The organism is Pseudomonas brassicacearum subsp. brassicacearum (genome assembly GCF_008801605.1).
Classification (GTDB): domain Bacteria; phylum Pseudomonadota; class Gammaproteobacteria; order Pseudomonadales; family Pseudomonadaceae; genus Aquipseudomonas; species Aquipseudomonas brassicacearum.
The window spans coordinates 26,354-42,611 of sequence record NZ_VZPJ01000019.1 but is presented as its reverse complement, the minus strand read 5'-3'; the positions used below and the strand labels follow the sequence as shown (position 1 = coordinate 42,611).

Sequence of the window (16,258 nt, the reverse complement as noted above, 5' to 3'; positions counted from 1 at the left end):
TGCAGGTTAATGAAAAGATGGCATTTGGCCTGATACCAAACTGATACCGGACTGACACTGCTCTGGACTGTCCGGTTATCACGGCCCTCCCGATACTCACTCCCATCAATTGGCACCCAGTTGATACAACCTGAGCGATGGGAGAAAGGCGATGAACGATGGACTGAAGGGCACCACTGGCGAAGACTTGCGCGATATCGGCGGTTCGCAACTGCTGGGGCGTGGACTGAACCGGCTCGATTGGGCCGGCGATAGCAAGGAGTGTCAGAAGGTCGGCGATACCGAGTCGGGCAAACGTGCCGTGCCGTACCGGAAAACAGCCTACAACGTAGGGAAAAACGTCACCATGTCCACCGTCGTGGCCACCGAGAATTTCTCAACCGAGACGTTTTCCTCCCGCGACGAGTTCGAAAAACATACCCAGACGAGTGTCGAAGCCTCCGGTAAATACGGCGCCTTTTCCGCCGGTTTCAAAGTCACCTTCGGCAGTGACATCAAGACGCTCGAAGAGCGCGAAGCCGCGCTCTACAGTCACACCGTGCGGTTATGGAAACTGACCTTCGAAGTCAATCCGGCCAATGCGACTGAAGCGTTCAAGAAGCGTGTCGATGACCTGCCCAAGGCGTTCGATCCGGGCAATCCGACGACGTTTTTCAACTTCCTCGTCGATTTTGGCGCCGATATCGTCAGCGAAGTGACCGTCGGCGGCTCGCTGAACTATGCGATGACCGCACTCAAGAGTTTCCTCAGCCAGACCAATACCCTCGATGCGATGGTCAAGGCCGAATACGGCGCCTTCGTCAGCGGTAGCGCGACCACCTCGATCTCGGAAACGGTCAAGAAAAACATCGCCCACCGCAACGCCAACCTGACCACCCAGGGCGGTACGCACGCCATCGCGTTCAACGCAGTGGACCCCAGCAACTGCAACGCGGAGTTCGGCAAATGGCGTGAATCGCTGCCGGACGACCCTACGGTCGTGGAGTTGAAAATCTCGCCGGTCTATCGTTTCGTCAAGGAAGGCGAGACCCGTACGGCACTGGAGCAGGCCTACCAGTGGTACACCAGCTACAAAGCGGAAATCGAAGCCAATTGGCAGGAGTCGGTGGTGGTCCTCGGTCGCTCCGGGCGGCAAACCACGCCCAAGGCCGCGGCAACCGGCCCGGCCTTGCGAATGGTGTTCGTCGACAACAAAAGCAAGGAAACCAGCGAGAGCTTCCACTACCCACCCGCCGCGAATGCATCGACCACGGAATTTGAACAGTTCTGGGATGGACTGGCCCTGCTGCTGAGACAAAAAAGCGGGCAGAAACTGCTGATGGCCACTGAACGCTGGCCGCGCGACTCACGCTACTACCCGGGATACGCGATGCGCGAGGCCCTGCTGGCCAACGGCGCCAGCGAAGTGTCGCTCGCACGCTGGGAGACGCTGACCAAGCACATGCAACCCAACCCGTTGTCCGGCCTGACCTATGTGCTGGCGGGGAATGACTTCGAGGTGCCCGGTGTCGATGGACTCATTGCCGGTTTCGGCCAGGCAGGCAAAGACCTCAACCCAACGGTGAAGATCAAGGCTCGGCTTTCCCACGACTCGTTCGGCAAGGTCAAGCTGGTCAAGACGGCAAGTACCGAGCAGGACCCTCGCACCGCGCTGTACATCGTGCGCAACAATACTGGGGACAAACCGGCGCTGGCAGTGGATCCGCAAAACCGGACCCGTATCGCCATGCAGACGCCGGACAGGTGCAACCCAGGGCAATTCTGGTACATGCCCGAGCTGGAAAAACCCTACCCGGAAATCAACCACCCGGTACTGCTGATCAACTACGAGACGGGAACCTGCCTGCAGGGCATGCATGACCAGGGCGACTGCCGGCTCAAGCCCATCGAACCGGGCCGCCAACAGGACGACGTCATTTGGGACCGGCGCGGCGATGAGGTGTTTCACCTGTTGATGGTCTACTACTGGATGGACGCCTTGTGCCTGACCCAGGTTGAAAAGCGCGCCGCAGTCCGGGCTTGGCGCCAACCTCACGGCATGGATTGGTTGCGCGAGCAGCATCGTCCATATAGTTGATAGCCGATAGTTACCCCCCTGTAGGAGCGAGCTTGCTCGCGATGGCGGCGGCACATCCAACATTGGTGCAAGCTGACCCACCGCTATCGCGAGCAAGCTCGCTCCCACTGGTTTCATGACTTGATTGACTGCCATTCCCTCTAGCCCTCTTGCGTGCGTGGTCCCCATACGATGCAAGTCTTCAACAGTGTTCCCTTTATCGGCGACGGCGCGGAAACAGCGCTCGATCCCCGCCGGTTTCCCTATCTGTTCAACGACCATGGGTTGGCGCAGCCGAGTGTCCAGGTGCGCGGCAACCTGATCCAGCTCAGCCCCGAAAATCCATCCCTGTCCGTGGGCACTCGCTACTCCGGCATCAGTTGGAGGGATCGTGAGGTTCCAACGAACACCGGCTCCTACTGGATCAAGACGTTCGACTTCCACGCCAGCGAAGTGCACTACGCCCCCATCTGGGCAACCAGGGAAACGGCGCAAGCCTTCGGCATGACCCTGCTCGGCAACGGCGAATGCCTGCGTTTCGAGTACGACCAACTGATCCTGGGCCAATACACCTACGGCAAATGGGCCGGCCACCAATCGCCCTACCTGGGCCCGGCGCGCCAGCGCGAGCTGCTGACCTACAACCCGACCGACCTCGAATACCACAACTTCCCCCACGCGTTCTTTTCCCGCTACGGACGCTTGCCGCTGGTGATCAGCGTCGCCCGCTGGCGTCCTGCGGCCAGGGAAATTTATCTGGCTGACCTGTGGCTGCGGCCCGGTGATGCACTGGTCCTGCCGCCCAAGCATTACCCCGACATAGCCCCCAGTGACGCCCGCGGCATCGAAAACTGGCCGGCCGTCGTGGACATGCACGGCAACCGAAACTCGGCGCTGGCCTGCTGGTTCGGGGAAGGCGAGGACTGTTTGCTGACGGAGACGATCCTGGCCAATCCGACCTTGATGAACTCCCCCCAGGGCAAACCGCACTATCACGAAGAGAAGACGCCGACACGGCATGAGTTACCGGCAAATTACCGACCGTGAGGGTGATAGCACTACAGGTCAGACAGAAAAAACCTGGGTTGGCGGGGGCCAGGAAGAACCCAACCTCGGGCGAACTGTTTTTTACTAGGCGTACTTGAGCAATAACGATAAGAATGGCCGGGCATTTTTCCCAAGAGCCAGCCGTATGAAACGCAAACGCCCGCCGCGACTGGTCGAATCCCCGTTCCCGACCGCTACATCAGCGCCACGGCACCCGCCCACGTGGGATTGCTCAAGCGACGTATCCAGGCCGGGATTCCTGGGCACTATGATTTACGCTGCGGGGATGTTACTGGCCCTGCCCGTCTACGGGCTGGCAGTGTTTACCATGATGCTGTTCAAGGTCGAAGGTCTGTCGTCCATTCACATGAGAATGATCGAAGATCCACTGATTCTAGCGCTCATGTTCATCAGCGCATTCGCGGCCGTCTGCGTGATCAACTGGCTCGCCTCCGGGCCCCAGGTGCTTGGCTTCTGCTTCGACGAACGCCAGCAACGCCTCACCTTCACCCAGCGCCGCCCTGCCCGGCAAACCACCGAAGAATGCGTGCCGTACAGCGATATCCATTCCATCAGGCCCTACATAACGACCGCTTCCGCCAACTTTTGTCACTTTGTGGTGTGCTTCGCCGGGGACAATGGCAAGCCGATCGAACTTCGGTTTTCGGATGTAACGGTGCGGGACATGGCGTTCCATGCCGAGTGGTTGAGGCAGTCGATTGGCGAGAGGATGCAGGAAGTATTGGATCTGGATTTGTGAGCATGACCGGGATTGCCCGGTGTCCTCAAGTCATGAACCTGGCCTGCGCCAATAAATAAAAAAGCCCCAAGGGCAGAGTGCGCTTGGGGCCTGTTTTCAAACTATTGGCGGAGTAGTCTCAACCAGTAATCAGAACGGAATATCGTCATCAAAGCTGTCGAAATCCGGAGCCGGTTGCGGCGCGGCCTGTTGTGGGGCCGGGCGTTCGCGTTGTGGCTGTGGCGCCGACTGCGGACGAGGCGCCTGCTGACGCGGGGCCGGAGCCGACTGCTGGTAGTTGTTGCCACCTTGTTGCTGGTCGCCTTGTGGACGGCCGCCCAGCAGTTGCATGGTGCCTTGCATGTCGACCACGATTTCGGTGGTGTAGCGCTTGATGCCGTCTTTTTCCCACTCGCGGGTCTGCAGCTTGCCTTCGATGTACACCTGCGAACCCTTGCGCAGGTATTCGCCGGCGATCTCAGCCACTTTGCCGAACATCGACACGCGGTGCCATTCGGTCTTCTCGACCTTCTGGCCGGTCTGCTTGTCGGTCCACTGTTCGCTGGTCGCCAGACTCAGGTTGGTCACGGCGTTGCCGTTCGGCAGGTAGCGAACTTCGGGATCCTGGCCGCAAGTACCGACCAATATGACTTTGTTAACCCCACGGGCCATAACGTTCTCCTAGGCTTCGCACGTGGTCGGGGCCGGGTTGTTCACCAGGCGCTCGAGCGTCGCGCGATCCAATAATTCGGTGTCGAGTTTGATATACACGGCCGCCTCGTCGGCGACCACCACTGCATCGGTTACTCCAACGACGGCCTTCAGACGCTCGGTCAGGCCAGCCTCACGAATCGCCTCGGGCGATAAGGGCAAGCGCAGGCTCGTCACATAGGGAGGTTCGCGCATGGTAACAGCAAAGGCGAACCAAAGTGCAGCCAGCGCGGCACAACCCAGGAACACAACCGACAAACCGCCATGCTGGAACAGCCAGCCGCCGAGGATCCCGCCCAACGCCGAACCCAGGAACTGACTGGTGGAATAGACCCCCATCGCCGTGCCCTTGCCGCCCGCCGGTGAAACCTTGCTGATCAACGACGGCAGCGATGCTTCCAGCAGATTGAACGCAGTAAAGAACACCACCGTGCCGATCACCAGCGCCCGCAAGCTATCGCCGAACTGCCAGAAGAATAGCTCAGTGAGCATCAGCGTCATGACGGCGCCGAGCAAAACTCGTTTCATTTTGCGTCGTTTCTCGCCATAGATGATGAACGGAATCATGGCGAAGAACGAAATCAGCAGCGCGGTGAGGTAGACCCACCAGTGCTGCTCCTTGGGCAGGCCGGCCTTCTGGACCAGGGCCAGCGGCAGGGCCACGAAGCTGGACATCAGCATGGCGTGGAGCACGAAAATGCCCAGGTCCAGGCGCAACAGGTCCGGGTGCTTGAGCGTCGGGATCAATGCCTGGCGCGCCACCCCGGACTCCCGGTGCTGCAACGGCCCGGTGGCGTGCGGCACCATGAACGCCACGATCAGGATGCCTACCAGCGCCATGGCGCCGGTCGCCAGGAACAGGCCCGACAAGCCAAAGGCACGGGTCAGCAAGGGACCTACCACCATGGCCACGGCGAACGACAGACCAATGGTCATGCCGATCATGGCCATGGCCTTGGTCCGATGTTGTTCGCGGGTCAAGTCTGACAGCAGCGCCATGACAGCCGCGGAAATAGCCCCGGCGCCCTGTAGGATGCGTCCGGCGATCACGCCCCAGATCGAGTCGGCATTGGCCGCCAGCACACTGCCAAGGGCGAAGACGATCAGCCCCAGGTAGATGACCGGACGCCGGCCGATGCGGTCGGAAATGACCCCGAACGGGATCTGGAAGATCGCCTGGGTCAGGCCATAAGCGCCAATCGCCAACCCGATGAGGGCCGGGGTCGCGCCAGCCAGGTCCATGCCATAGGTCGCCAGCACTGGCAACACCATGAACATGCCCAGCATACGGAAGGCGAACACCAGGGCCAGACCGCTTGCTGCGCGTGTCTCGCCACTACTCATGCGTTCGCTGTGGGGATCTTGCATGGAAAAACCTCATGTGAACCGGCGGCGATTCTACCAGTCCCATCGATTGAGAGGGTATATGGCGACTGTTTGCCGCGCAGTCTTCATGTATGGCTGCAATCGCACCTTCGATAGTGTGCATCCATCCAGTATTTGCCCGTATACTCCTACGTTTTCGACGCCCGCCGAGCGAGGCCACTTTGGACAAGATCCTGATTCGTGGGGCCCGTACCCACAACCTGAAGAACATCGACCTGACCCTGCCACGGGACAAGCTGATCGTCATCACCGGCCTGTCCGGATCCGGCAAATCATCCCTGGCCTTCGACACGTTGTACGCTGAAGGCCAGCGACGCTATGTCGAATCGCTGTCGGCCTACGCCCGGCAGTTCCTGTCGATGATGGAAAAACCCGACGTCGACACCATCGAAGGCCTGTCGCCGGCCATTTCCATCGAACAGAAGTCGACCTCCCATAACCCCCGGTCGACGGTCGGCACCATCACCGAGATCTACGACTACCTGCGTTTGCTGTATGCGCGGGTCGGCATTCCCCGCTGCCCCGATCACGATATTCCCCTGGAAGCCCAGACCGTCAGCCAGATGGTCGACCTGGTGCTGGCCCAGCCGGAAGGCAGCAAGCTGATGCTGCTGGCGCCAGTGATTCGCGAGCGCAAGGGCGAACACCTGATGGTTTTCGAAGAACTGCGCGCCCAGGGCTTCGTGCGGGCCCGGGTCAACGGCAAACTGTGCGAACTGGACGAATTGCCGAAGCTGGATAAGCAGAAGAAGCATTCGATCGATGTAGTGGTCGACCGCTTCAAGGTCCGGGCCGACCTGCAACAGCGGCTGGCCGAGTCCTTCGAGACGGCGCTGAAACTGGCCGACGGCATCGCCCTGGTCGCGCCGATGGACGACGAGCCTGGCGAGGAAATCATTTTCTCCGCGCGCTTCGCCTGCCCGATCTGCGGCCACGCCATCAGCGAGCTGGAACCCAAGCTGTTCTCCTTCAACAACCCGGCTGGCGCCTGCCCGACCTGCGACGGCCTGGGGGTCAAGCAGTTCTTCGACACCAAGCGGCTGGTCAATGGCGAGCTGACCCTGGCCGAAGGCGCGATTCGCGGCTGGGACAGGCGCAACGTCTATTACTTCCAGATGCTCGGTTCGCTGGCAGCTCATTACAAGTTCAGCCTGGACATGCCGTTCAACGAGTTACCCGCTGACCAGCAGAAATTCATCCTGCAGGGCAGCGGCTCGCAGAATGTCGACTTCAAATACCTCAACGACCGCGGCGATATCGTCAAGCGCTCACACCCGTTCGAGGGCATCGTGCCGAACCTGGAGCGACGCTACCGCGAGACCGAATCGGCCAGCGTGCGCGAAGAACTGGCCAAGTTCCTCAGCACCCAGCCCTGCCCGGATTGCCGTGGCACCCGTCTACGTCGCGAAGCGCGGCATGTATGGGTCGGCGAGAAAACGCTGCCGGCGGTGACCAACCTGCCGATTGGCGACGCCACCGATTATTTCGGCGGTTTGAAGCTCACCGGCCGTCGGGGCGAAATCGCTGACAAGATCCTCAAGGAAATCCGCGAGCGCCTGCAGTTCCTGGTGAACGTCGGCCTGGATTACCTGACCCTCGATCGCAGCGCCGACACCCTGTCCGGCGGCGAAGCCCAGCGTATCCGCCTCGCCAGCCAGATCGGCGCCGGCCTGGTGGGGGTGATGTACATCCTCGACGAGCCATCCATCGGCCTGCACCAACGGGATAACGACCGGTTGCTCGGGACCCTGAAGCACCTGCGGGACATCGGCAACACGGTGATCGTGGTCGAGCACGACGAGGACGCCATCCGCCTGGCCGACTACGTGGTCGACATCGGCCCGGGCGCGGGCGTGCATGGCGGGCATATCGTCGCCCAGGGCACCGCTGCCGAAGTCATGGCGCACCCTGACTCGTTGACGGGCAAATACCTGTCGGGTCGGGTCAAGATCAAGGTCCCGGCCAAACGTACGCCGCGCAACAAGAAGTTGTCGCTGACCCTCAAGGGTGCTCGCGGCAACAATTTGCGCAACGTCGACCTGGAAATCCCGATCGGCCTGCTGACCTGCGTTACCGGCGTGTCCGGCTCCGGCAAGTCGACGCTGATCAACAACACCCTGTTCCCCCTCAGCGCCACGGCCCTGAACGGCGCCACCACCCTGGAAGCGGCCGCCCACGACAGCATCAAGGGCCTGGAGCACCTGGACAAGGTGGTCGACATCGACCAGAGCCCGATTGGCCGCACCCCGCGTTCGAACCCGGCGACCTATACCGGGCTGTTCACACCGATCCGCGAACTGTTCGCCGGCGTGCCGGAGTCCCGTTCGCGTGGCTACGGCCCAGGGCGTTTCTCGTTCAACGTCAAGGGCGGGCGCTGCGAAGCCTGCCAGGGCGATGGCCTGATCAAGGTGGAAATGCACTTCCTGCCAGACATCTACGTGCCGTGCGATGTGTGCAAGAGCAAGCGCTACAATCGCGAGACCCTGGAGATCAAATACAAGGGCAAGAACATCCACGAAACCCTAGAGATGACCATCGAGGAGGCCCGGGTGTTCTTCGACGCGGTGCCGGCCCTGGCGCGCAAGCTCCAGACGCTGATGGATGTCGGCCTGTCGTATATCAAGCTGGGGCAGTCGGCAACCACGCTGTCCGGCGGTGAAGCCCAGCGGGTCAAGTTGTCCCGCGAGCTGTCCAAGCGCGACACCGGCAAGACCCTGTATATCCTCGACGAGCCGACCACAGGCCTGCACTTCGCCGATATCCAGCAATTGCTCGACGTGCTGCACCGCCTTCGTGACCACGGCAACACCGTGGTGGTGATCGAACACAACCTGGACGTGATCAAGACCGCTGACTGGCTGGTGGACCTGGGGCCGGAAGGCGGCTCCAAGGGTGGCCAGATCATCGCCGTAGGGACGCCGGAACAAGTGGCCGAGATGAAGCAGTCCTACACCGGCTACTACCTCAAGCCGCTGCTGGAACGTGATCGGGACTGATTTCACCCGAGCACGAAAAAGCCCCTGTCATCTCACCGATGACAGGGGCTTGATCGTTCCCACGCTCTGCGTGGGAACGCAGCTTGGGACGCTCTGCGTTCCCTTTCCCAACAATCAGAACTGCGATTGCAGGTAGTTTTCCAACCCGATCAGCTTGATCAGACCCAACTGCTTCTCCAGCCAGTAGGTGTGGTCTTCTTCGGTGTCGGCGAGCTGGATCCGCAGGATCTCGCGGGTCACGTAGTCGTTGTGCTGTTCGCAGAGCTCGATGCCTTTGCACAGCGCAGCGCGGACTTTGTATTCCAGGCGCAGGTCGGCGGCGAGCATATCGGGCACCGTGGTACCGACGTCGAGGTCATCGGCGCGCATGCGTGGCGTGCCTTCGAGCATCAGGATCCGACGCATCAGCGCATCGGCGTGCTGGGTCTCTTCTTCCATCTCGTGGTTGATACGTTCGTAGAGCTCGGTAAAACCCCAATCCTCGTACATCCGCGAATGGATGAAATATTGATCACGGGCTGCCAGTTCGCCTGTCAGCAACGTGTTGAGGTAATCGATTACGTCTGGGTGACCTTGCATCGCCCTACATCTCCACAAGCTTTTAAAGGCTGTAGTTTGAACCAAGCTGACCGCAAGGTCACTGGCTCAACGCAACAAAAGCGAAGAAAATCCGAGAAAACCAGGTTAAATAACGCAAAAACCGCCCTAATGAGGGCGGTTCTGCTTCTCGTTTAGACTTAGTTAAGCGCTACACCCAAGGCTTTTGCGATGCCCTCTCCATAGGCAACATCGGCCTTGAAGAAATGCTGCAACTGACGGTCAACCACATCTGCCGACACGCCTCCCATTGCGCCGGCGATGTTGCTGATCAACAGCGCCTTCTGCTCGTCGCTCATCAAGCGGAACAGCGCTCCGGCATGGCTGTAGTAGTCGGTGTCTTCGCGATGGTCGTAACGGTCCGCCGCGCCACTGAGGGCCAGTGCTGGTTCTGCGTAACGCGGTGCCTGCTTCGGTGCCTCCACGTAGCTGTTAGGCTCGTAGTTTGGTGCCGCCCCGCCATTGCTGCCAAACGCCATGGCGCCGTCGCGCTGGTAGGTATTGACCGGACTGCGCGGCGCATTCACCGGCAATTGCTGGTGATTGGTGCCCACACGGTAGCGGTGCGCATCCGCGTAGGCGAAGACACGTCCCTGCAGCATGCGGTCCGGCGAGAGGCCAACCCCTGGCACCATGTTGCTAGGGCCAAATGCCGCTTGCTCGACTTCGGCAAAGTAATTCAGCGGGTTACGGTTGAGCTCGAGCACACCGACTTCGATCAGCGGAAACTCTTTCTGCGACCAGGTCTTGGTGACGTCAAACGGATTCTCGTAATGGGCTGCGGCCTGGGCTTCGGTCATGACCTGGATGCAAACGCTCCATTTCGGGAAGTCACCGCGCTCGATGGCACCGAACAAGTCGCGCTGGGCGTAATCCGGGTCGGTACCCGCCAGGCGTGCTGCCTCTGCCGGCGCGAGGTTCTTGATCCCTTGCTGGGTCTTGTAGTGCCACTTCACCCAGTGGCGCTCACCCTGCGCGTTGATCAGGCTGTAGGTGTGACTGCCGAAGCCGTGCATGTGACGGTAGCCATCCGGAATACCGCGATCGGAGAACAGAATGGTGACCTGGTGCAACGCCTCAGGCGAATGCGACCAGAAATCCCACATCGCCTGGGCGCTTTTCAGGTTGCTTTGCGGCAGACGTTTCTGGGTGTGGATGAAGTCTGGAAACTTCAACGGATCACGAATGAAGAATACCGGCGTGTTGTTGCCAACGATGTCCCAGTTGCCTTCCTCGGTGTAGAACTTCAGGGCGAAGCCGCGCGGGTCGCGTTCAGTGTCGGCCGAACCACGTTCACCACCCACGGTAGAGAACCGCAGGAAGGTTGGCGTCTGCTTGCCGATCGACTCGAACAACTTGGCGCTGGTGTACTGAGTGATGTCCTGGGTGACGGTGAATGTACCGTAGGCGCCCGAGCCTTTGGCGTGCACGCGACGTTCAGGGATGTTTTCGCGGTTGAAGTGAGCAAGCTTCTCGATCAAGTGAAAGTCGTCGAGCAGCAGCGGGCCGCGCGGGCCGGCGGAACGAGAGTTCTGGTTATCGGCGACAGGAGCGCCGCTGGCGGTCGTAAGCGTTTTGATCTGGCTCATGCTCAATCTTCCTAGGTCGGTCTTCGAACTGCCGGCTAATCGGCTGGAAAGGAGTATTGATCATATTAATGACAGTATCCAAATTCATTAAATCATGGACATCGATAGTCATTATCTAACGCTGAATACTTGCCAATAGCCAAGCCAGTCGAAACGGCTTGCCTGCTTTCCTTCAGGCAACAAAAAACCGGGCACAAGGCCCGGTTTTTTGTATGTTGCCGACTTACTCAGCGGATACAGCTTCACCGCTGGTAGCACGATCAACCAACTCGACGTACGCCATAGGCGCGTTGTCGCCAGCGCGGAAACCGCACTTGAGGATGCGCAGGTAGCCACCCTCACGGGTAGCGTAACGCTTGCCCAGGTCGTTGAAGAGCTTACCAACGATAGCTTTCGAACGAGTACGGTCGAAAGCCAGACGGCGGTTAGCCAGGCTATCTGTCTTGGCCAGAGTGATCAGCGGCTCAGCAACGCGACGCAGTTCTTTGGCTTTCGGCAGTGTAGTTTTGATCAGCTCGTGCTCGAACAGCGACACCGCCATGTTTTGGAACATGGCCTTGCGGTGCGAGCTGGTGCGGCTCAGGTGACGACCACTTTTACGATGACGCATGGTTCATTCCTTACCAAACACAACGTTCGGTGATTACGACGATCAGGCAGTCGCCTTGTCGTCCTTCTTAAGACTTGCAGGCGGCCAGTTGTCGAGGCGCATGCCGAGGGACAGACCGCGGGAGGCCAGAACGTCCTTGATTTCAGTCAAGGATTTCTTGCCAAGGTTCGGAGTCTTCAACAGCTCTACTTCGGTACGCTGAATCAGGTCGCCGATGTAGTAGATGTTTTCCGCCTTAAGGCAGTTAGCCGAACGTACAGTCAGTTCCAGATCGTCAACCGGGCGAAGCAGGATCGGATCGATCTCGTCTTCCTGCTCGACAACCACTGGCTCACTGTCACCTTTGAGGTCGACGAACGCAGCCAACTGCTGTTGCAGGATGGTTGCAGCACGGCGGATAGCCTCTTCAGGATCCAGGGTACCGTTGGTTTCCAGATCAATAACCAGCTTGTCCAGGTTGGTACGCTGTTCGACACGGGCGTTTTCCACCACGTATGCGATACGGCGAACTGGGCTGAACGAAGAGTCAAGCTGCAAGCGACCGATGCTGCGGCTTTCGTCTTCATCGCTCTGACGCGAGTCTGCCGGTTCATAACCACGACCACGAGCTACGGTGAGCTTCATGTTCAGGGCGCCGTTAGACGCCAGGTTAGCGATTACGTGATCGGGGTTAACGATCTCGACATCATGATCCAGCTGAATATCGGCAGCGGTAACCACCCCCGAACCCTTCTTCGACAAGGTCAGCGTAACTTCGTCACGACCGTGCAGCTTGATAGCCAGACCTTTAAGGTTCAACAGGATTTCAATTACGTCTTCCTGTACACCTTCGATGGCGCTGTACTCGTGGAGCACACCGTCAATCTCGGCCTCGACTACTGCACAGCCGGGCATTGAGGACAACAGGATGCGGCGCAGCGCGTTGCCCAGGGTGTGGCCGAAACCACGCTCGAGAGGCTCGAGTGTGATCTTGGCGCGGGTTGGACTGACAACCTGCACATCAATATGGCGGGGTGTCAGGAACTCATTTACCGAAATCTGCATGGATGCACCTATTTTCTAGCCCTTACTTGGAGTAGAGCTCGACAATCAGGCTTTCGTTGATGTCGGCGGACAGATCACTGCGAGCAGGAACGTTCTTGAAAACGCCCGACTTCTTCTCAGTGTCTACTTCTACCCATTCTACGCGGCCACGTTGGGCACACAGATCGAGAGCTTGGACAATGCGAAGTTGGTTCTTTGCTTTCTCGCGAACAGCAACCACGTCACCAGCACGAACCTGGTAGGACGGAACGTTTACGGTCTGACCGTTAACGCTGATCGACTTGTGCGATACCAGCTGACGAGATTCGGCACGAGTAGAACCGAAACCCATACGGTATACAACGTTGTCCAGGCGGCATTCGAGCAGTTGCAACAGGTTTTCGCCGGTTGCGCCTTTCTTGCCAGCAGCTTCTTTGTAGTAGCCGCTGAATTGACGCTCGAGAACGCCGTAGATACGACGGACCTTCTGCTTTTCACGCAGTTGGGTGCCGTAGTCGGACTGGCGACCGCGGCGTTGGCCGTGGATACCAGGTGCTGCTTCAATGTTGCACTTCGATTCGATCGCGCGCACGCCGCTCTTCAGAAAAAGATCGGTGCCTTCGCGACGAGCGAGTTTGCATTTTGGACCAATGTAACGAGCCATTCTTTACAATCTCCTGGATTACACGCGGCGCTTCTTCGGCGGACGGCACCCGTTGTGCGGGATTGGCGTCACGTCGGTGATGCTGGCGATCTTGTAGCCACAGCCGTTCAAAGCGCGGACTGCGGATTCACGACCTGGACCTGGACCCTTGACGTTGACGTCGAGGTTTTTCAGGCCGTATTCCAGCGCAGCTTGACCAGCACGCTCAGCAGCTACTTGAGCAGCGAACGGGGTGGACTTGCGGGAACCGCGGAAACCCGAACCACCGGAGGTAGCCCAGGAAAGAGCGTTACCTTGACGGTCGGTAATGGTCACGATGGTGTTGTTAAAAGAAGCATGGATGTGGGCGATGCCATCAACCACTGTCTTTTTAACTTTTTTACGAGGACGAGCAGCAGGTTTTGCCATGATTAAATTCCTGTCGATTCGCTGGGGCGATTACTTGCGGATCGGCTTACGCGGACCTTTACGGGTACGCGCGTTGGTCTTGGTACGCTGACCGCGTACTGGCAGACCACGACGATGACGCAGACCGCGATAGCAACCGAGGTCCATCAAGCGCTTGATTTTCATGTTGATTTCGCGACGCAGGTCACCTTCAGTGGTGAACTTCGCCACTTCGCCACGCAGCTGTTCAATCTGCTCGTCGCTCAGATCTTTGATCTTTGCCGCTGGGTTGACCCCAGTCACTGCACAAATTTTCTGTGCAGTAGTGCGACCAACACCATAGATGTAGGTCAGCGAGATAACAGTATGCTTGTTATCTGGAATGTTGACGCCTGCAATACGGGCCATTCAGTGGGACTCCAATTGACAGCTACCTACGCCCCGGAAGCCAAGAAATAGGGCGCGAGATAATATCGCTGTAATAACAAATAATCAACCCGGCAGCGCACTAGCTGCCGGGCTTAAAGCACAATCACACTCAGCCTTGGCGCTGTTTGTGACGCGGTTCCGCGCTGCAAATTACCCGAACAACACCTTCGCGGCGAATAATCTTGCAGTTACGGCACAGCTTTTTCACCGATGCACGAACTTTCATCACCAACTCCTCGAACCTTATGGACGCTACTCAGCGCAACATGCCGCTGCCGTAGCCCTTCAGGTTGGCTTTCTTCATCAGGGATTCGTACTGGTGCGAAACGAGGTGCGATTGTACTTGGGACATGAAGTCCATCACAACCACGACCACGATCAGCAACGAGGTCCCGCCAAGGTAGAACGGTACGTTTGCCGCAACCACCAGGAACTGGGGCAACAGACAGACGGCCGTCATGTAAAGAGCACCGAACATGGTCAAGCGAGTCAGAACGCCATCAATGTAGCGCGCAGACTGCTCACCTGGACGGATGCCCGGAATAAAGGCACCGGACTTCTTCAGGTTTTCCGCTACGTCTTTCGGATTGAACATCAACGCCGTATAGAAGAAGCAGAAGAAAATAATCCCTGCACTAAACAGCAGAATATTCAACGGCTGACCAGGAGCGATCGACTGCGAGATGTCCTGCAACCAGCCCATACCTTCAGACTGGCCGAACCAGGCACCCAACGAAGCCGGGAACAGCAGGATGCTGCTCGCGAAAATAGCCGGAATTACGCCGGCCATGTTCACCTTCAACGGCAAGTGGCTAGTCTGCGCAGCAAATACCTTGCGGCCCTGCTGACGCTTGGCGTAGTGAACAGCAATACGACGCTGGCCACGCTCAATGAACACCACGAAACCGATAATCGCTACTGCCAGCAGACCGATGGCAACCAGGGCGAAAATGTTGATATCACCCTGACGCGCAGACTCGAAAGACTGCCCGATCGCTCTCGGAAGACCGGCGACGATACCTGCGAAGATCAACATCGAGATACCGTTGCCAACACCACGCTCAGTAATCTGCTCACCCAGCCACATCATGAACATCGCGCCCGCCACAAAAGTGGTTACCGCAACGAAATGAAAGCTGAAGTCAGCAGTGAACGAAACGCCCTGCCCCGCCAAGCCGATGGACATGCCAATGGCTTGAACGAGAGCGAGGACGACAGTGCCGTAGCGGGTGTACTGGCTGATCTTGCGACGGCCAGCTTCACCTTCCTTCTTCAACTGCTCCAGCTGCGGGCTGACGGCGCTCATCAATTGCATGATGATCGATGCCGAAATGTACGGCATGATCCCCAGTGCAAAGATGCTCATCCGCTCCAGCGCGCCGCCGGAAAACATGTTGAACAAGCTAAGAATGGTCCCCTCATTCTGTCGAAACAGGTCCGCGAGTCGGTCCGGGTTGATACCTGGAACCGGGATGTGTGCGCCTATTCGGTAGACGATAATCGCCAGGAACAGAAAACGCAGACGAGCCCAGAGTTCAGACATACCGCCTTTGCCGAGCGCAGAGAGAGCACCTTGCTTAGCCATTTATTCCTCGAACTTGCCGCCAGCTGCTTCGATAGCCGCACGCGCACCTTTGGTGGCGCCGATTCCCTTTCCGATGGTGACAGCACGAGCAACTTCGCCCGACAGCATGATTTTCACACGCTGAACGTTCTGGTTGATCACGTTGGCATCCTTCAGGGACTGCACGGTGACGATGTCGCCGTCCACTTTGGCCAGCTCGGACAGACGCACTTCTGCGCGGTCCATGGCTTTCAGGGAAACGAAACCGAACTTCGGCAGGCGACGATGCAGCGGCTGTTGACCGCCTTCAAAGCCTGGAGCAATGGTGCCACCGGAGCGGGAGGTCTGACCTTTGTGGCCACGGCCACCGGTCTTGCCCAAACCACTACCGATACCACGGCCCGGACGATGCTTTTCGCGACGGGAACCCGGCGCTGGACTCAGATCATTGAGTTTCATC

Annotated in this window: 16 protein-coding genes; 4 read left to right on the top strand and 12 right to left on the bottom strand. The window is 58.7% G+C overall.

Going from position 1 to position 16,258, the window contains the following annotated elements; translation table 11 throughout:
• Positions 1–151: 151 nt before the first annotated feature.
• The 3 genes from F7R20_RS28505 to F7R20_RS28495 all read left to right on the top strand — a co-directional run bounded on the left by F7R20_RS28505 (position 152) and on the right by F7R20_RS28495 (position 3,863).
• Positions 152–2,077, top strand: a complete 1,926-nt coding sequence (locus F7R20_RS28505) for an MAC/perforin domain-containing protein (protein WP_003206072.1) — start codon at positions 152–154, stop codon at positions 2,075–2,077.
• Positions 2,078–2,248: 171 nt separating this feature from the next.
• The gene (locus F7R20_RS28500) at positions 2,249–3,103 is read left to right on the top strand and encodes a hypothetical protein (RefSeq protein ID WP_003206074.1); all 855 of its coding nucleotides are present in this window, start codon (positions 2,249–2,251) and stop codon (positions 3,101–3,103) included.
• 268 nt (positions 3,104–3,371) lie between these two features.
• Positions 3,372–3,863 (top strand): hypothetical protein, encoded by a 492-nt coding sequence (locus tag F7R20_RS28495; protein WP_170291500.1) that lies wholly within the window; start codon positions 3,372–3,374, stop codon positions 3,861–3,863.
• A 129-nt stretch (positions 3,864–3,992) separates the two neighbouring features.
• Here the strand turns inward: F7R20_RS28495 and F7R20_RS28490 are convergent, their stop codons facing one another.
• On the bottom strand, positions 3,993–4,514 hold the full coding sequence (locus F7R20_RS28490; RefSeq protein WP_003206078.1) for a single-stranded DNA-binding protein: 522 nt from the start codon (positions 4,512–4,514) through the stop codon (positions 3,993–3,995).
• Between the two features lie 9 nt (positions 4,515–4,523).
• Positions 4,524–5,921 (bottom strand): MFS transporter, encoded by a 1,398-nt coding sequence (locus tag F7R20_RS28485; protein ID WP_003206080.1) that lies wholly within the window; start codon positions 5,919–5,921, stop codon positions 4,524–4,526.
• A 179-nt stretch (positions 5,922–6,100) separates the two neighbouring features.
• Between F7R20_RS28485 and uvrA the strand changes: the two genes are divergently transcribed.
• A complete protein-coding gene (gene uvrA / locus F7R20_RS28480) occupies positions 6,101–8,935 on the top strand; it encodes an excinuclease ABC subunit UvrA (RefSeq protein ID WP_003206082.1) in 2,835 nt (944 codons plus the stop codon).
• A 114-nt stretch (positions 8,936–9,049) separates the two neighbouring features.
• Here the strand turns inward: uvrA and bfr are convergent, their stop codons facing one another.
• The 10 genes from bfr to rplO all read right to left on the bottom strand — a co-directional run bounded on the left by bfr (position 9,050) and on the right by rplO (position 16,257).
• Positions 9,050–9,514, bottom strand: a complete 465-nt coding sequence (gene bfr / locus F7R20_RS28475; protein WP_003206084.1) for a bacterioferritin — start codon at positions 9,512–9,514, stop codon at positions 9,050–9,052.
• Between the two features lie 158 nt (positions 9,515–9,672).
• Positions 9,673–11,121: a catalase gene (locus tag F7R20_RS28470; RefSeq protein ID WP_013694334.1), complete on the bottom strand. Its 1,449-nt coding sequence runs from the start codon at positions 11,119–11,121 to the stop codon at positions 9,673–9,675.
• Positions 11,122–11,344: 223 nt separating this feature from the next.
• Positions 11,345–11,731 carry a 50S ribosomal protein L17 gene (gene rplQ, locus F7R20_RS28465; protein WP_003186009.1) on the bottom strand — a complete coding sequence of 129 codons (387 nt, stop codon included), beginning with the start codon at positions 11,729–11,731 and terminating at the stop codon, positions 11,345–11,347.
• Positions 11,732–11,773: 42 nt separating this feature from the next.
• Complete coding sequence (locus F7R20_RS28460) at positions 11,774–12,775, bottom strand: DNA-directed RNA polymerase subunit alpha (RefSeq protein WP_003186012.1); 1,002 nt, start codon at positions 12,773–12,775, stop codon at positions 11,774–11,776.
• A gap of 22 nt (positions 12,776–12,797) precedes the next feature.
• Entirely contained in the window at positions 12,798–13,418 is a 621-nt protein-coding gene (rpsD, locus tag F7R20_RS28455; RefSeq protein WP_003176404.1) for a 30S ribosomal protein S4, read from the bottom strand.
• Positions 13,419–13,436: 18 nt separating this feature from the next.
• Positions 13,437–13,826: a 30S ribosomal protein S11 gene (gene rpsK, locus F7R20_RS28450; protein WP_002555466.1), complete on the bottom strand. Its 390-nt coding sequence runs from the start codon at positions 13,824–13,826 to the stop codon at positions 13,437–13,439.
• 30 nt (positions 13,827–13,856) lie between these two features.
• Positions 13,857–14,213, bottom strand: coding sequence for a 30S ribosomal protein S13 (gene rpsM, locus F7R20_RS28445; RefSeq protein ID WP_003186020.1), 357 nt, complete (start codon positions 14,211–14,213; stop codon positions 13,857–13,859).
• 130 nt (positions 14,214–14,343) lie between these two features.
• The gene (gene rpmJ / locus F7R20_RS28440) at positions 14,344–14,460 is read right to left on the bottom strand and encodes a 50S ribosomal protein L36 (RefSeq protein ID WP_002555468.1); all 117 of its coding nucleotides are present in this window, start codon (positions 14,458–14,460) and stop codon (positions 14,344–14,346) included.
• Positions 14,461–14,490: 30 nt separating this feature from the next.
• Positions 14,491–15,819 carry a preprotein translocase subunit SecY gene (secY, locus tag F7R20_RS28435; protein WP_003186029.1) on the bottom strand — a complete coding sequence of 443 codons (1,329 nt, stop codon included), beginning with the start codon at positions 15,817–15,819 and terminating at the stop codon, positions 14,491–14,493.
• Positions 15,820–16,257, bottom strand: coding sequence for a 50S ribosomal protein L15 (rplO, locus tag F7R20_RS28430; RefSeq protein WP_003186032.1), 438 nt, complete (start codon positions 16,255–16,257; stop codon positions 15,820–15,822).
• Between the last annotated feature and the right edge of the window lies 1 nt (position 16,258).